Genomic DNA, 15,961 nt, shown 5'->3' with positions numbered 1-15,961 from the left:
CTGAAGCCGGTTTCAGACCGGCTTTTGCGGGTGAAGAAAAGTTTTCCACAGGTAAATTGCAATGCAAGAGCAGGACAACACGGGAAACGGCGGCCAGAACGGCGGCGCGAAACGCGTCGGCGGGCTGATTGCGGCGGCCGGGCAGCGCGCCAAGCTGGAGGCAAAGCGGCGCGATGCGGTTTATCCGCTGCCCGGCCAGCCATGGAACGGGGTGCCGCCGGGAGAATGGCCGGAAAAAGGCGAAATCGATGACACCGGTTTTCTGCCCAAGGCATGCCCGGTGCGCCCGCTCGGCTATGAAGGCGAGGCGTTTTATTTCGTCGACACGATGGGGCAGGTTTTCAACTCTGCCGCTGCCGGGCGACTGGGTGTTGAGCGGATGCAGATCCTTTTCGCCGGGCATGAGGATTTTCTTTACTGGGCGTGGCCTGCCAAGGAACCGAAAAAGATGGCGGCCGACCCTGGCTTCAAGAGCGAGCGCGTGCGGCGCGATCTTTTTGCAGCCTGCCGGGCGCGCGGCGCATGGAGCATGAGCGACACCGTGCGCGGGCGCGGCGCCTGGCGCGATGACCAGGGCGGGCTGATGATCCATTGCGGCGATGCCATGTGGATCGAGGGACAGCTGGAAGATACCGGCGAATATGACGGCTATTTCTATCCGCGACGGCCGGCGAGCTTTACGCCATGGGCCGAACCTGTTGCGCAGAAGGACAATCCAGCGACCACGCTTTTCGAGATATTGCGGACGTGGAATTTCGCGCGCGGCGATGTGGATGTGATGTTTCTGATCGGCTGGCTCGGCGTGGCCATGCTGGGCGGCGCGCTGGACTGGCGACCGTCGATTTTCATGGTCGGCGATGCCGGCACGGGCAAATCCGAGCTTTTCGGCAAGAACGGGCTGATCCGTTCTGTGCTCGGCAAGATGATGGTGGCCACGACGAACGCCAGCGAGGCCGGGCTTTACCAGCTTGTCGGCCATGACAGCGTGCCGATCGCGATCGACGAACTGGAAGGCGAGGACGGGCAGGACCAGGCGCAGAAGGTGATCAAGATGGCGCGTGATGCGGCTTCGGGATCGGTGCGCATCCGTGGCGGGCAGAACCACAAGGGCGTGGAATTTCAAGCGCAATCGAGTTTCGCCTTTTCGGGGATCAATCCCCCGCCCATTCCACCGGCAAACCTCACGCGGCTTGTGATCGTGGAAATGATGCCGCTGAAGGTGACCAGCAACAAGGCGCCGACGCTGCCGGCGGCCGAGACTGTGGGACCGCGCCTGTTGCGGATCCTTGCGGATGGCTGGGGCGATCTCGATTACAAGCTGGACCAGTATTATGCCGTGTTGCGCGAGGCCGGGCACAACAGCCGGGGACAAAAGACCTATGGCACGTTTCTGGCGCTGGCGCATACGCTGATCGGCGATGACGGATTGCATGCCTTGGGTATGCCGAGCGAACAGGGCGGCGACCTGCACCGCTGGGGCGAATGGCTGCAGGCCGAGGCCATGCCGGAGCTGGAAGGCGCGGGCGAGACCTGGCGCCAGGCGATCGACCTTATTCTGACAAGCGAGATCGATGCCTATTCCGGCGGGGTGCGGAACACGGTTTCCGAGGTGCTGGACGATCTGAAGCAGGGCCGCAGCAGCGACGCCATGGGCGGCAGCGCGACGGGCGCATTCGAGGAGACGCGGCGCAAGCTGGGCCATGCGGATCTCGGGCTTTATGGCAGCGTCAAGGGCGGGCTGATCCTCGCCGTTCCCAACAGTTCGAAGAAGATCGGCCGTGCGCTGCTGGATACGCCATTCGGCGACCGTGGCGGCAACGGATCGTGGAAGTGGGCGCTGCGCCGTGCGCCGCCGCACATCGTGCAGCGCGGCATCGACGACGGCAGCGGGCGCGAGGATAACCGCGTGACCATCGCCGGGCGACAGGTGCGGTGTTTGTTTGTCGACCTCAAGGCATACGGAGCGCTCTAGCATGATCTCAACCAGACGATGCAGAGCGCCGCCCGATTGCGTCATTTTGCACCCGAAATCCCCCACCCGGACCCGTCGAATTGCAATAAATCGCGCGGTTGACCGTTCGTGCGTGGGCGTATGGTGCACTCATGCGTGTGGCGAGACAGACAAACTGTCTAGCACTGTCTTGCTACTGTCTACGGATTTTGCGCCGCCAAGGCATTGTTTTGAAATGCAAAATCAGAACCACAAGACAATTAGACAATTAGACAGCGTTTCGTCTCGTACATACGCACACACACGCGCGCATGTGTAGAGAATGACTGTCTAACTGTCTAATTGTCTAATTTATATATAACGTATTGTATTTATTACGTTATTCATAAGACAGCGTTTAGACAGTCTCTAGACAGTCGAAAGGCAGGGCCATGAATAAACAATCCGAAGAAACTGAAAATATGGATTGGGGTGAGTTCGCCGACGCCGGGGCGAGCTGGGAGCGGCGCGAGGCCGAACGGCTGGAGCGCGACCGCAAGGCCAAGCCCAGGCGCAAGCCCGGACGGCCGAAAGGCGCGACAAACAAGCGATCGCGCGACCTTCTCGCCCTGCAGGACGAGAAAGGCTATGCCGATCCGGTCGAAGCGATGATGCAGTATGTCACGATGCCGGCCGAGCAGCTGCATGCCTGGATATGCGAGCGCCAGCCGGACAAGCCGCCGAGCCTCTGGCAGGTGATGCAGGACCAGAATGCCATGCGGGTGCAGCTTGCGCCCTACCTCCATGCCAAGATCATGAGCATGCCCCAGCAGCTTGAGGAAATGCTGCCCGCCCTGTTCCTCCATCTCGGCACCAACCAGCTCGACCAGGCGCGGCAGTTGGCCGAGCAAAAGGGCCTGTCAGTCGGCCAGCCGCTCATTGAAGAAAAGGCAAATAAAAACAATGACATGGAAGATTGACGCATTTGTGACTTTTGGTCTCAACAGTCACACGGCTCGTAAAGCATTGAAATCATTCAATCGGCAACTGATCAGATATCAGTGGCAGAGCCGGGCCGGACGATCGGCCACGGGCGGCACTGCCCCCTGCCCCCTGCCCCTCGCCCGCCAGATTTTTTGCCGCCGGATCGCGGCCGCCGCCGAGGCCTTCCCCCGAAAGGGGGGCACCCCCGCCCCGAGGGGGGAGGCGCTTGCGCACCGATCCCGATTTGAGCAATCGGGTGTCAGTGATCCGGGAACCGGTCAATCTGGACGTTGCGTCGCGTTCAGACGGGAGCCATGGGGGTGCGGGGGATCATCAAGGCCGCGCCGGCGCCCTTCCCGCTTCTGCCGGGGTCGGGGGATGGAAGGTCTTTGCCCTTCATACGGTCGACAGAATGCCGAACTGACGATGATTGAAAGGACACCTTACGGCCTCCGGCCTTCAGGTGACTTATTCGGTGTCGGCGCGCGCGCATGCGCGCCGACTGGTTCTTGCATTGTGAGGGCGCGCGCATGAGCGACACGATCGGCAGTATTACACGCGACGATCTCAAGCGACTGGACACGCAGGAGGAACGCGCCCTCGTCGCCAAACTTGAGATCAATGATAACTTTTCGCCATTCAGTTACACGCCGCCCGGCCCGGTTGCGCAGGCGTTCATCAAATCGGACCTGCTGACGACCGTAATCATGGGTCCGCTTGGCGGCGGGAAGACGACGGCTTGCGTTTTCAAGCGCATCTATGCCGCCACAAAAGCCCCGATCGCCTGGCACCCTGAAGACGGCAAGCCGACGCGCATGTGCCGTTGGGTGGTTCTCCGCGACACCTTCCGATCAGCGGAAAAGACCGTGCTGGAAAGCTGGAAACAGTGGTTTCCGAAAGGCTATCCGGGTTCGTCCTGGGCCGGCGGCAACGACCGTCCGGTGACGCATATACTGCGTTTCATGGTCGATGGCATTCGCGTTGAGGCCATCACGGAATTCGCCGGCCTTGGCGAAAACTCGATTGAAACCATGATGAAAGGCCGGGAATATTCCGGCGGATGGCTGAACGAAATCGACACACATGCAGATGGTTCGCTGGCCGATATGGAGCAGCGCGTCGGCCGCTATCCGGCGTCGAAAAACCTGCTGACAGTGGACGAGATCGAGGACCTTAGCCGAAAACTGGGCCGCAAGCTTGTCAGCGGCCAACGCCAGCGCATGGTGATCGGCGACATGAACGCGCCGACGGTCGATAGCTGGACCTATCGCGACCTGATCAAGAACCGGACGCCGGACCGATACCTGTTTCAGCAACCGTCCGGCCGATCCGACGACGCCGAAAACCGCTTCAACCTCGAAGCGGACTATTACGACCGCATTGTGCGCAACCAGGAGGACTGGTTTGTGCGGCGCATGGTCGATAACGAGTTCGGCTATTCCCGCGCCGGCAAGCCGGTCTATGAGGGGTTCGACCGGCGGCGGAATGTGGCGCGCATGCGGATCATGACGGACCCGAAACTGACGCTGGGCATCGGTATCGATATTTCGATGAACACCCTCAATCCTGCCTGCGTGCTCGGCCAGACGCGCGCACCCGGCCGGATCATTGTTGCCGATGAACTTTATCTGGGGCACGGCGTCGGGGCGGCGCGGTTTGGCGAAGCCCTGAAACAGAAGCTTTCGGAAGACTATTCAAACGCCAGCAAAATCCGCATTTGGGTGGACCCGGCGGCAGAGCATGGCGCCGACCAGGAAGGCGGCCAGCTTTCAGCCATGGAAACGCTTGCCGTCATTCTCGGCCTGCCGATCCTCATTCCCGCCGGCGGTTCGAACGAGCTTGGCATGCGGCTCGATGCGGTGAAAGCCGAAATCCGTGGTTATCTGGAGCCGGACACGCACTTGCTGATTGACCCGGAGAAATGCCCGCTGTTGCTGGAAGGTTTTGAAGGCAAATACCGGTACAAGAAACGCGCGGAAACCGCCTCGACGGACTACGAGGAAAAACCAGACAAAGGCCATCCGTGGTCCGATATTCACGATGGGCTGCAATATCTCGTGCTTGGCTTTCGCGGCCGTACAGGCGCCATTCGCGGCGCGGCCGATGCCGCGCGACCTTCCAGCCAGGGCGACCGCTTCGGCCGCCCGCAACGGGGGAATTCGTCCCCCTGGGGTGGGGGTGGCGGCTTCGATCCGCACAAGGTGGGGCTTGTCGGCCGATGACCACGCTTGAAATCGAAACACCTGCGACGATTTTCGACATGGCCGACATGGCCGATGCCCATACGCAAATTCACTGGGCAATTGCCAAACAGATGTGGTCGCACGGGGAAACCCATGTTCTGCGGGAGGATGGCAAACCGATCTGCCTTTTCGGGATTTATCCCAATGACGGCTGGGCTGAAGCGTGGTTTTCCGTCCGCCCGGAATGCGCCCGCCACATGCGGCTTATCGTCCGCCACGGCCGGTTGACGCTAGATGCCGCGCCCTACCCTGCCATCGTGACGTTTTGCGCAACGGATGCCGGCCGGCGGCTTGCCCGCCTCTGCGGCTTTCGTTTCGTCGAGCACTGGAACAACACGGAGCTTTGGCAGAGAGATGGGCGGATTATTCGGCGGGAAAAGCGGTGCGGGCGATCTTCGCAGACAGCAGGAGAGCAACCAGAGACGCCAGTTGGCCGATCTGGCGCGGCAACAGGCTGAAGTTGACCAGGCGACCGGCGGAAAGGCCGGGCGCAAGACAGGCAGCCGGCTTCTGACCTTCCTTTCCGGCAACGGCGTTGACAAGCTTGGCGGCGCCTGATGAGCGAAACAACCCGGCTCAAACAGCGGCGCAATGCCGCCCAGCGAGAGCGCGACGAATTCCAGCCGCTGCTGGATGAGGCCTACCAGTATGCCATCCCGTTCCGAAAATCGGCCAACAGCGAGCGCAACGGCCGATCGCGCGGTGAAAAACGCGTCGATCAGGTTTTCGATCATACCGCAATCGACAGCGCATTCCGCTTTGCCGGAAAGCTGCAACAGGATTTCTGGCCGGCGGGACAAGACAACTTCCAGCTTGAACCGGGGCCGGTGATCGTCAACCAGGCCGAACGCGACGAATTTGCCAAACAGCTTGCCCCGATTGCCAGCGTTGCCGGCGCGTTCTTCGACGATGGCGATTGGGATATGTCATTTCATGAAATGGCGCTGGAGCTTTCGGCCGGAACCGGCGCTATCCTGATGGACAGCACCACGGCGCCGGACAAGCTGTGGGAGCCGATGAGCGTACCGGTCGATGAAATCCTGCTTGAAAACGGCCCGCGCAACCGCATTTCCGGCATCTTCTGGACGCGAAAAATGTCGCTCCGGGTGATCAAGGATACCTGGCCGCGCGCCAAACTCGGCCAGGAACTGCGGGACCTGATGGAACAGGACCCGGAAAAGGAAATCGAGGTCTATCAGGACACGATCCACGACGCCCGCAAGGACCAGTGGGTGATGACCGTGTGGTGCAAACAGCAAGACGGCCGGCTGAACCAGGCAAAAAGCCGCACATGTCCCTGGCTGGTGCCGCGCTATTTCCGTGTGCCGGGCGAGACCTACGGGCGCGGTCCGGTGATGCTGGCCATGCCGACGATCAAGACGCTCAACACCACGGCGCGGCTGCAGCTTCAGGCGGCGGCAATCACCATGCTCGGGATCTATACCGCCGTTGATGATGGCGTGTTCAATCCGGATCTGGCAACGCAAGCGCCGGGGTCTTTCTGGAAGGTCGCCCGCAACGGCGGATCGCTCGGCCCATCGGTGCAGCGTTTCCCCGATCCGCGCCTTGATCTTTCCGACATGGTTTTGAACGACATGCGCATGGGCGTTAAGGCGACCATGATGGACCAGAGCCTGCCGGCCGAAGGCGCCGCAGTGCGCTCGGCAACCGAAATCCTTGAGCGCGTCAAACGGCTCGCTTCCGACCATCTTGGCGCTTACGGGCGACTGGTGAAGGAAGTCACGATCCCCGCGGTCAAGCGCGTGCTGGAGCTTGCCTATAATCGCGGGCTGATCGCCGATGATATTCCGATTGACCAGCTGCTGATCCGCGTGCGCATCAAAAGCCCGCTGGCAATTGCCCGCGAGGCGCAGCGCATAGAGAAAATCGTTCAGTGGCTGCAGATGGTGCTGATGATCATGGCGGATCGTTCCAACCGCGTCGCGCGCGTTGAGCAGGCCCTGGTGATGATCGGCCGCGATTTTGGCGTGCCGGAAACTCTGATGGTTTCCGACAAGGAACGCGATGCGATGGATACCCGAGAACAGGAAATGCAGGCGGCCGCGATCGCCGCGCAGGCGGCCGGCGCCGCAGGAGGAACATGACATGCAGCCACTGGACATTGAGAGCATCATTTCCGGCGCAGCCGAAGGGGGGTGGGACTGGTTTAAGCAGGCGAACGAAAGGATCAAGAAAGATATTGATCTTAAGCAAAAACGCGCCGCCGAGGATCAACGCGCGATCGCCTCCGCCTGGGCGCGTTTCTACAATTCGCCGGACGGCCGCAAGGCCCTTGAGGCAATGTTCGATGTGACGTTGCGGCGTGCGGTCTACATGGCAACAGCCGGATGGGACCCGGCGACGATGGCGACCTATGGCGCGTTTCGCGAGGGCCAGAATTCCCTCGCGCACGATATCGCCCGGCATATCAGCGCGGGCGAAAAAGAGGCAATCAAGCCTCGTGATGTGTAGAGGTGATAAGCAATGCATGATCTTCTGAGACGGTTCTTGCCGCTTGTGGTTTTCGAGGGCGAAGGCCTTGGCGGCGGTGACGGCGGAGACCCGGCCGCCGATGGCAATGGCGGGGACGGCGGCGATCCGGCCGGCGGCGGCTGGAAACCGCCGGAAGGCCTGCCGGAGGAATTCACCGGCGCGGATGCGGACGAAACGCTTGGCAAGCTGCTCGGCGGTTACACCGATGCCAACAAACGCGCCGAGGGCCTGCGCAAAGACCTGGCACAACGGCCAAGTGCGCCCAAAACGCCTGATGAATACAGCTTCGAGCCGGATGAGAAGCTGGCACCATTCTTTGGCGACCTGAAAGAAGACAAGCTTTATGCCTCCGCCCGCGAGGCAGCGCATAAATACGGGATAAGCCAGGAACAGTTCTCTGGCTTCCTGTCCGACACGTTCGGCCCGCTGGCAGAAGCCGGCGCCCTTTCCGCCCCGTTCGATGCAGCAGCAGAGGTGCGCAGCTTCCAGGAGGCTACCGGGCTTGACAGGGCGGGCGTCGGCAAGGCGCTGCAGCAATCGGAAAGCTTCGCCAAGGGTCTGATCGAGCAGTTGGACCTGCCGCAAAAGCTCACCGACGAAGCCAAGGGCATGTTTATGGGGCTGACCGATACGGCGGCCGGCAATGCCATCCTGCAGGCGCTGTCCGCGCGGATCAACGACAGCGGTTTCGGGCTGGAAGGCAAGGGCGGCGGCGAAGGCGCGTTAACCGAGGCCGACCTGAAAAAGCTCGATGCTGATCCACGCATCGATCCGCGCAACCGCAACAATCCAGACCCGAACAAGCGTTTCGATGAGGATCTGCGCAAACGTTACGATGAAGCTTATAATCGGCTCTACGGTTGAGACCGTCACAAGACAAAAACGCAGACAGAACAGGCCGGGGCGACCCGGCCTTTTTCGTGCGGGCGGTTTACCGCACCCGCGCGCGCCTAGCCTTGATCTCGACAACGGGCGGACCTGCAAGAGTGATGGCCTCTCCGGCTGATGACCGGACCCTGATGCTGCGCGCGGCCTCTCCAAACGGTGTTTTTCTCATCAATCAACATCGGAGCGATCCATGTCTATCAATGCCAACAACTGGAATACCACCCAGTACGCCAACCGCGCGATGCACATCTACCAGCAGAAGGGCAACCGCCTGCGGCCGACCGTGACGGCGGCAACCCGCATCGAGAACAACGAAAAGGCCGTCTTCTGGCTCGCCGGCAAGTCCAAGGCGAAGAAGAAGACCCGCCGCGAACGCAACGTGCCGTCGAATTCCGAGCGCAAGAAGTTCGAAGCCAGCCTGGAGACCTGGGTGGCCTTCGATACCGTCGACGAATACGACGTCGATCGCATGACCGTCGACGAAAAGGAAGTGATCTACGAGAGCGGCGCCAATGCGCTCGGCCGCGCGACCGATATCGAGATCTACGCCAAGATGCAGGCCGCGCATGCCTCGTTCGGTTCCGGTCTCGACTTTTCCGCCGGCGCATTCTCGGCTGCCAACGCCCTGATGCTCTGCAAGGCGCTCCAGGATGACAAGGTGCCGTGGAACGGCGAGGTCTATTGCGGGCTTCCGTCGCTGCAGTGGAACCAGCTCCTGGCCAATAAGGTCGTGAACTCCGCAGAACATGTCGGCCCCAACGGCCTGCCCTTTGTCGGCGCGACCGATACCCGGTTCTGGAACGGGGTCAACTGGTTCCTGTTCGTCGAGGAAGACGCCGAGGATCTTTACCCGGTTCCGGCCTCCAACAAGCAGGACCTGTTCATCTGGCACAAGTCCGCCATGGGCTGGGGAAACAACACCGACCTGCGCGTGATCACCCAGTGGGACAATTACGAGGACTACTGGACGATCAACATGCAGGCCAAGGGCGCGGCCACCACCCTGCAGGAGGGCAAGGGCATCAAGCGCTTCCGCACCTCCACCAACTCGGCGATCGCGATCGTCTGACGCTTTCCGATCGGGGCGTCCTGGCGCCCCGTTTATCCCCTCAACAGGAGAAATGAAATCATGGCTTTCAACGTCAAGGGTTTCCGGACGATCGACTACATGACCAACCCGTCCGGCGAGGCCGGCGCCAATCTCGCCGTCCATAAATACGTCACCAATGACGACACCGCCGCCGTAGAAACGGCCGGCTACTTCAACGACCTGTCTTCGCGCGTGAAGAAAGGCGATCACATCGATTGCACGCTGGATCTCGACGGAACCGTAATGCGCCGCAACTACGTGGTCAGCTCGAATTCCGCCGGCGTGGTGGCGATTGCAGCACAGAACGTCGCTTGATGCGAAATCTCTAGCTGCATCCCTGCACATCGTCCGGGCGAAAACGCTTCGCGTTATTCTGGCCGATGTGTTCGGCCGCCGGTCACACATCCCGGCGGCCGTTTGCCTTTGAGGAGTGAGCAATGGACCTGCTTGAAACCGACCTTGCGATTGCAAATGCCGCCTGCGCCATGATCGGCGAGGACCCGATACAGAGTTTCGACGATGACGATGGCGGCAACTCGGCCGCAGGCCTGCTTTATGGCATGGTGGTGGATTTCAACCTCGGCCTTCAGCCTTCCGGCTTTCAGTTCGCCCGTGAAATGCGCCAGCTCTCCCGCATCGACGGCGCAACGGCGTTTACCGGCTACGATCATGTTTTCGACATTCCGGCGCCCTACACCGGCACGCCGGTTTTTCTGACCGATGACCCTTCGGACCCCGATCGCCGCTATAACCGCTTCATTCTCACAAACGGCAAGATCCACGCCAGCGACGATCCGCTTTATGCCATGGTGAAATTCCGGGCTGCGCCCAGCCTCTGGACTGCCACATTCAAACGCGCGACCATCACCGCGCTTGCCGCCGAAATGGCCTATTCGCTGGCCTCCGACCGCAACACCCGCACCGAACTGCAGCAAACAGCCTATGGCAGCGCGTCAGAGAATTTTCGCGGCGGGCAGATGCGGACGGCGCTTTCCGAAGACGGGTTCTCAAACCCGCCGCGCCCGATGGGCACTTCGCAAAATCCGCTTGAGCAAGCCTGGAGGGGCTGACCATGGTTTCAAGTCCGGGCGTCACACAGGCCGCCTTTACCGCCGGCGAACTGGACCCGTTGCTGGAGGAACGCACCCGGCTCAAATATTACGCAACCGGCCTCAAACACGCCGAAAACATCACCATTGCGCCGCAAGGCGGATTTACGTTGCGGCCCGGCCTGCGCCATGTCGGCGCCCTGCCCGCCGCCGCAGACCGAATTTTCCCGTTCGAAAGCTCGCAGGGCGGCGCTTACGACATCGTTTTTGCCGGTGATGCCGGCGAGGTGTGGGGCGCATCGGCCAAAGCCGCCGATATCACGGTTTCCGGCCTTTCCGGCGTGCTATCGGAGGCAACAAATGCGCAGCGCTTCGACACGATGCTGCTTTTTCACCGCGATATGGAGCCAAAGCGGATCAGGCTGACGGATAGCGGATGGGTGGTGGACACAGCCCCGCTCGAAAACCTGCCGAGCTGGGATTATGGCGGCACCTACACAAACGGGGTCGCAGCCGTCTGGACGCTGGAATTTGTCGGCCTGCAAAATGACACCTCGATTTTCACGCTGACGATTTCCCAGCAGGAAACGTTCTCGATCACGTATAAAAGCGACATGCCGACGCTGGTTTCAGCGATCGAGACCGCGCTGAACGATCTACCGAATATTTCCGCCGGTTTTGCCGTATCCTCGCCATCGTCAAACAAGATATCAATCACCTTCAGCGGCGAGGGCAATGAGGGCGACAGCTGGGCGGTTTCCGGCAAGGTCGTGAACAAGGCGGATGCGGCGATTGTTTCGGTCAAGGATACGGTCGGCGTTGCACCTGGCGAGCCGGTGATTTCCGCAGACAAAGGCTGGCCGCAATGCGGGGCGTTCTACAATCAGCGCCTGCTGATGGGTGGGTTCAAGAGCTTGCCGCATGCCTGGATGATGAGCCGCCAGGCGGATTATTTCGAGTTCAACAACCGCTTTACCGAGGATGATGGCCCCGCGCTTGTTCCGATGGATGCTAAGGGCGGTGAGAGCATTGAGCACATTAACCCATCTCTTTATCTGCAAATCTTTACGTCCGAAGCCCAATACTGGATTTCCGAACGAGGGCTATCACGCAACAAGGCACCAGACCACGTACCTGCTTCAACGAATGGCACAGCTGGCGCTGTCGCACCCGTTGAGAGCGAAGGATCCACAATCTATCTCTATAAAAACAGATCATCGCTCGGTGAGCTTTACAGGCCATATGAAGATGGCAACCTGAAGTCGGCCAATATATCGTTACTTGCGCCACACCTCATGAAATCCGGAATAGGTTCTCTAGCGCTTCAAAAAACAACATCCGATAATTCTGCCAACCTTCTGTCTCTGGTTTTGAGTACCGGCCATGGACGTCTGGCGACGATCCTACGCGAACAGGAAGTAACCGCTTTCACGCGGATGACCAGTCAAGGGCTGACCTTTAATGCAACGGCCGTCAACGGCCGGAACGAAATTTCATTTATTTCCGATCGCAGCGGCAACCGCACCCTTATGCGGTTCGAGGAAGGGCTGTTGCTGGACGATGCCAGCGACTTTTCGTTTGGCAGTCCGTCGTCAACGATCAGCGGCCTTTCGCGTTTCAACGGCGTTTCGGTGTGGGTGATCGCGGACGGCAATGTTTTCGGTCCATACACGGTTTCCGGCGGTGCGCTGACGCTGCCGATCGCGGTTTCCGCTGCAACCGTCGGCACATGGTCTCCGCCGATCGTCAAAACGCTGCCGCCTTCGCGCGAGGTCGGCGGCGAGCGCGTGCTGAAGCGGCGCGGCCGCATTCATACGGTTCGGCTTTCGCTTTCCGATACGACAAGCGTGGCCGTCGGCACCAATGACGGCCAGCTGCGCGACGTGAACCTGATGCGCTACGGCATGCTGGCCGATGTCGGTGAATTAAACCAGGGCTTTACCGGCGAAATCAAGATTACCGGTCTGCGCGGCTATGCCGACCAGCCCTTTGTGACGGTCTCGCAGGTGCGGCCGGGTAGACTGAACGTGCGCTCGATTACGTTTGAGGCTGCACTTTAGGGGAGCTTTCCATGGAAGCAGCGTTTTCGGCAATTGCGGGTTTGTTCTCGGGCGGCGGTGCGGCTGCCGCAACCACGGCAGCAACGGCGGCCGGGGCGGCAGGGGCAGCCGGAACTGTTGCGCCGGCCGTCGCGGCCGGCAGCGGCCTTGCAGCGCTCAAGACTGGCATTATCGGCCTTTCCGCCATTTCGGCGCTCGGACAGATCGGCATGGGGTTTGCCGAAAGAGACATTGCGCGGGCGCAGGCAGATGAGGCGGACCTGCAGGCAGGACAGGAACGGCTTGACGCGCAACAGCGCCAGAACCGCATCCGGCGCGAAATGGCCTCTATCCTTGGCGAGACCAAAGGAAAATATGCAAGCGCCGGCGTTGACCTTACCGGTGGCATTGCCGCCGGACAGGCACGAAAAACCGCAGAAGATGCCGCCGAACAGATATCAATCGACCGCCGGGACAGCGAATTCGTGCAGGCGCAGTACCGTGCACGCGCTCGCAATTTGAGACGAAAGGGCGGAATGGCGGCGGCTGGCGGCCTTCTGAATGCCATCAACACGGGTGCAAATACCGCGCTCAATATCCGCCAGCTTGGAGCTTGACATGGCACCGATCAGACGCCTTGAAAGCGAGGGCCGCGCCGGGTCCGGCGTTCCTTCCGCTGTTGCCGGCAATGGCGGCGCATCCGCCGCGCTCGCCAATCTTGCCGGCTCACTTTCCGAGCGGCTGACCGCGCTGGCCGAGGGGGCGGCACTTCGCGCCGGGACAAGAGACGGAACGCCTGTTGGCGAGAGCGCCGGCGCGCCCTATCTGCAGAGCGCGACGACATATCGCGCCATCAATGGCGATCCGATCGCGGCAAAGCAATTCCTGCAGGGCGTTTCCAACAAGGCGGCAAGCCACACCGAAGGCCTTGACGACAATTTCGCGGTCAAGGTGGCCAACCTGTTTCAGGCCGCGCCGGAAGAAATTCGCGCCGGACTGGGCATGTATTCCGGCTATCGATCGGAAGATCACCAGGCGCGGCTGTGGCAGGATGCGCTTGTCAAATACGGTTCGGCCGAGGCCGCCCGCAAATGGGTGGCGCCGCCCGGCAAGAGCCAACACAATCACGGCAAGGCGATGGATGTTGCCTATAACGGCCAGTCGCTCAGCAAGGCCCCGCAGAACGTGGTTTCGTGGCTGCATGAGAATGCGCCGGCCTATGGGCTGAAATTTCCGCTTGGAAACGAAAACTGGCACATTGAAGACGACAGCACGCGCGGCGGCACGGGCACGGCGGCGCCCGCTTTCGACCCTTCACGCCAGATCAACACCGCACCGCTGCAGCTGCGCCGCGATGGCACGATCTATGGCGATGCCTATGACCGGGCGGCGCAATCGGCCTATCTCTGGCGCGTGCAGGCCGGCGTTTCCAACGATCTGTTTCAGGCACAGCAGGAATTTCAGGACGATCCGGCAGCCTTTAATGCCGCCGTCAACGATATTCAGGCGCGCTATCTTGAGGACCCCGCCTTTGCCGATCCGCAGATGCGCGAGGCATTGCAACAGAACATCACACAGCGCGCACTCGGATATCAGCAGCAGATCACCGCCAATTATGGCCGCCGCCTGAAAGACGAGGAAAAAGTTGCCTTTACCGACGGCATTGCCGCCGTGCAGGTGAATGTCGAGCGGCAGGCCTATGGCTACGGCGCCAATGGCGACGGCGACGAGGTTGTCGGCCAGATGGTTTATCGGGCGCAGGCGTCGATCGACCAGGCCGTTGCCAACAACACGATTTCGCCGGCGGAAGGTGAAAAGCTCAAGGAAGACGTTGCCATCACGGCATCCCGCGCACGCATCCAGGGCGTTTACGACGCCCTGCCCGGCCCGCAGGAAAAGGAAGCCTTTGCCGTCAGCCTCGTTGACAAATGGCTGGAAAACGATCCGTCGATCGGCGAATACGGCAACCGGATGCTGGGAGAGATTACAGCGCTCAGCGAAATGCTGCAGCGTGACGCCACCGACATGACGAATGCGGAAAAGAACGCATTCCGCTCACGCGCCGCCCAGCTGCAGGGCCTTGTCGCCGACGACATTGCCAGCATGGCCAAAAACGGCAAGGGGCTTGATCCGGCCGAAACCGGGCTTGATGCGGCCACGGTTGAACAGTTTCTCGGGCCGGAGGCGGCCGTTGAATGGAACCGCGCGCGCAAACAGGCACAGCAGATATACGACGCCACCCGAAACATGGACGCCGAAAGCGAAACGGAAATCGCCGCGCGGCTGCAGACGCTGAAAGACCAGACGGACGCCAGCGCCGGCAGCGCCGGCTACGCCGCCAAACAGGAAGTTCTTGCCGCCGCCGCCAAGCATGCCGACGACCTGCTGAAGGAACGCGCCACAGACCCGCTCGGGCAGGCCGGTCGCGCCGGGCTGATCGAGGTCACGGCCATCGATCCGACAAGCGCCGAGGCGCTGGCCACATCGCTTTCCCAGCGCCAGCTGCAGCGCAATCAGGTTTCCACCATCTACGAACAGCCGGTGCCCTTCTTCCTGCCCGGCGAACAGGCGCGACTTTCCGAAACGCTGATGCGCAACCCGGATGCGATTTCCGGTTTTTCCGCCACGCTGATCGATACGCTGGGCGACAGGGCTGTGCCGATCCTGGCCGAGCTTTCCGACCAGGCGCCGGTGATTGCGCATGCCTCCGCGCTTTCGCTGACGACAGGCGACGCCACGATTGTCGATGAGGTTTCGCGCGCGCTGACGCTGAAAAACGAGAAGGTGTTCACGGTCAAGATGCCGTCGCAGTCCGACCAGACGGCGGTTGCCCTGCCGGCGCTCGGGACCGCCTTCGCGCATCAGCCGAAACTGCAATCGGCCGTGCTGCAGACGGCGGCGATCCTGTTCGAGAAATCCGCCAATGAACAGGGCTTCGATCCTTCCGAGATCGACGAGGGCGGCACGGTGGCGAACGAAACCTATCTGAAGATCCTTGATCGCGTCGCCGGCGGGCGCACGGTGCAGGGCCGCCAGTTCGGCGGGCTTGGCGAGGTCAACGGCGCCATGGTTGTCGTGCCCTCCGACATGGAAAAGACGCGGCCGCAGGAACTGCTTTCCGATCTCACGCAATTGCAGCTCGATGCCCTGCCGCCGATCGAGACCGGCGAATTCGATATCCCGCTTTCCGATATCCGCAATGCCCGGCTTGTCGGAGTGGATGACGGCCTTAACCGGGTGGCGCT

General features: G+C 61.1%; 13 protein-coding genes. All 13 read left to right on the top strand.

Going from position 1 to position 15,961, the window contains the following annotated elements; all coding sequences use genetic code 11:
* The first annotated feature begins 61 nt into the window (after positions 1–61).
* The gene (locus tag ACHZCU_RS17275; protein WP_319519832.1) at positions 62–1,972 is read left to right on the top strand and encodes a hypothetical protein; all 1,911 of its coding nucleotides are present in this window, start codon (positions 62–64) and stop codon (positions 1,970–1,972) included.
* 440 nt (positions 1,973–2,412) lie between these two features.
* Positions 2,413–2,910 carry a hypothetical protein gene (locus ACHZCU_RS17270; protein ID WP_319519831.1) on the top strand — a complete coding sequence of 166 codons (498 nt, stop codon included), beginning with the start codon at positions 2,413–2,415 and terminating at the stop codon, positions 2,908–2,910.
* Positions 2,911–3,444: 534 nt separating this feature from the next.
* Complete coding sequence (locus ACHZCU_RS17265) at positions 3,445–5,136, top strand: hypothetical protein (protein WP_319519830.1); 1,692 nt, start codon at positions 3,445–3,447, stop codon at positions 5,134–5,136.
* The gene (locus ACHZCU_RS17260) at positions 5,133–5,615 is read left to right on the top strand and encodes a hypothetical protein (protein WP_319519829.1); all 483 of its coding nucleotides are present in this window, start codon (positions 5,133–5,135) and stop codon (positions 5,613–5,615) included. The genes ACHZCU_RS17265 and ACHZCU_RS17260 overlap by 4 nt, the downstream gene beginning before the upstream one ends.
* Before the next feature lie 99 nt (positions 5,616–5,714).
* The gene (locus ACHZCU_RS17255) at positions 5,715–7,262 is read left to right on the top strand and encodes a portal protein (protein WP_319519828.1); all 1,548 of its coding nucleotides are present in this window, start codon (positions 5,715–5,717) and stop codon (positions 7,260–7,262) included.
* 1 nt (position 7,263) lies between these two features.
* Positions 7,264–7,629 carry a hypothetical protein gene (locus tag ACHZCU_RS17250; RefSeq protein ID WP_319519827.1) on the top strand — a complete coding sequence of 122 codons (366 nt, stop codon included), beginning with the start codon at positions 7,264–7,266 and terminating at the stop codon, positions 7,627–7,629.
* 12 nt (positions 7,630–7,641) lie between these two features.
* Positions 7,642–8,514 (top strand): hypothetical protein, encoded by an 873-nt coding sequence (locus tag ACHZCU_RS17245; protein WP_319519826.1) that lies wholly within the window; start codon positions 7,642–7,644, stop codon positions 8,512–8,514.
* A 214-nt stretch (positions 8,515–8,728) separates the two neighbouring features.
* On the top strand, positions 8,729–9,607 hold the full coding sequence (locus tag ACHZCU_RS17240) for a phage capsid protein (RefSeq protein ID WP_319519825.1): 879 nt from the start codon (positions 8,729–8,731) through the stop codon (positions 9,605–9,607).
* 60 nt (positions 9,608–9,667) lie between these two features.
* Positions 9,668–9,943: a hypothetical protein gene (locus tag ACHZCU_RS17235; protein WP_319519824.1), complete on the top strand. Its 276-nt coding sequence runs from the start codon at positions 9,668–9,670 to the stop codon at positions 9,941–9,943.
* Positions 9,944–10,065: 122 nt separating this feature from the next.
* On the top strand, positions 10,066–10,698 hold the full coding sequence (locus ACHZCU_RS17230) for a hypothetical protein (protein ID WP_319519823.1): 633 nt from the start codon (positions 10,066–10,068) through the stop codon (positions 10,696–10,698).
* A gap of 2 nt (positions 10,699–10,700) precedes the next feature.
* Entirely contained in the window at positions 10,701–12,737 is a 2,037-nt protein-coding gene (locus ACHZCU_RS17225; protein ID WP_319519822.1) for a hypothetical protein, read from the top strand.
* An 11-nt stretch (positions 12,738–12,748) separates the two neighbouring features.
* The gene (locus tag ACHZCU_RS17220) at positions 12,749–13,333 is read left to right on the top strand and encodes a hypothetical protein (RefSeq protein ID WP_319519821.1); all 585 of its coding nucleotides are present in this window, start codon (positions 12,749–12,751) and stop codon (positions 13,331–13,333) included.
* Between the two features lies 1 nt (position 13,334).
* A partial coding sequence (locus tag ACHZCU_RS17215; RefSeq protein WP_319519820.1) for a M15 family metallopeptidase occupies positions 13,335–15,961 on the top strand: 2,627 nt, incomplete at its 3' end.

The sequence above is a fragment of the uncultured Martelella sp. genome, assembly GCF_963677965.2.
GTDB classification, from domain to species: Bacteria; Pseudomonadota; Alphaproteobacteria; order Rhizobiales; family Rhizobiaceae; genus Martelella; species Martelella mangrovi.
Note: the sequence above shows the minus strand (reverse complement) of the source record. Positions and strands in the feature narration are given on the sequence as shown.

Bases quoted from the DNA above. Each gene is read 5' to 3' on its own strand.
- ACHZCU_RS17275 (WP_319519832.1), top strand. From the start codon at position 62: ATGCAAGAGCAGGACAACACGGGAAACGGCGGCCAGAACGGCGGCGCG.
- ACHZCU_RS17270 (WP_319519831.1), top strand. From the start codon at position 2,413: ATGGATTGGGGTGAGTTCGCCGACGCCGGGGCGAGCTGGGAGCGGCGC.
- ACHZCU_RS17265 (WP_319519830.1), top strand. From the start codon at position 3,445: ATGAGCGACACGATCGGCAGTATTACACGCGACGATCTCAAGCGACTG.
- ACHZCU_RS17260 (WP_319519829.1), top strand. From the start codon at position 5,133: ATGACCACGCTTGAAATCGAAACACCTGCGACGATTTTCGACATGGCC.
- ACHZCU_RS17255 (WP_319519828.1), top strand. From the start codon at position 5,715: ATGAGCGAAACAACCCGGCTCAAACAGCGGCGCAATGCCGCCCAGCGA.
- ACHZCU_RS17250 (WP_319519827.1), top strand. From the start codon at position 7,264: ATGCAGCCACTGGACATTGAGAGCATCATTTCCGGCGCAGCCGAAGGG.
- ACHZCU_RS17245 (WP_319519826.1), top strand. From the start codon at position 7,642: ATGCATGATCTTCTGAGACGGTTCTTGCCGCTTGTGGTTTTCGAGGGC.
- ACHZCU_RS17240 (WP_319519825.1), top strand. From the start codon at position 8,729: ATGTCTATCAATGCCAACAACTGGAATACCACCCAGTACGCCAACCGC.
- ACHZCU_RS17235 (WP_319519824.1), top strand. From the start codon at position 9,668: ATGGCTTTCAACGTCAAGGGTTTCCGGACGATCGACTACATGACCAAC.
- ACHZCU_RS17230 (WP_319519823.1), top strand. From the start codon at position 10,066: ATGGACCTGCTTGAAACCGACCTTGCGATTGCAAATGCCGCCTGCGCC.
- ACHZCU_RS17225 (WP_319519822.1), top strand. From the start codon at position 10,701: ATGGTTTCAAGTCCGGGCGTCACACAGGCCGCCTTTACCGCCGGCGAA.
- ACHZCU_RS17220 (WP_319519821.1), top strand. From the start codon at position 12,749: ATGGAAGCAGCGTTTTCGGCAATTGCGGGTTTGTTCTCGGGCGGCGGT.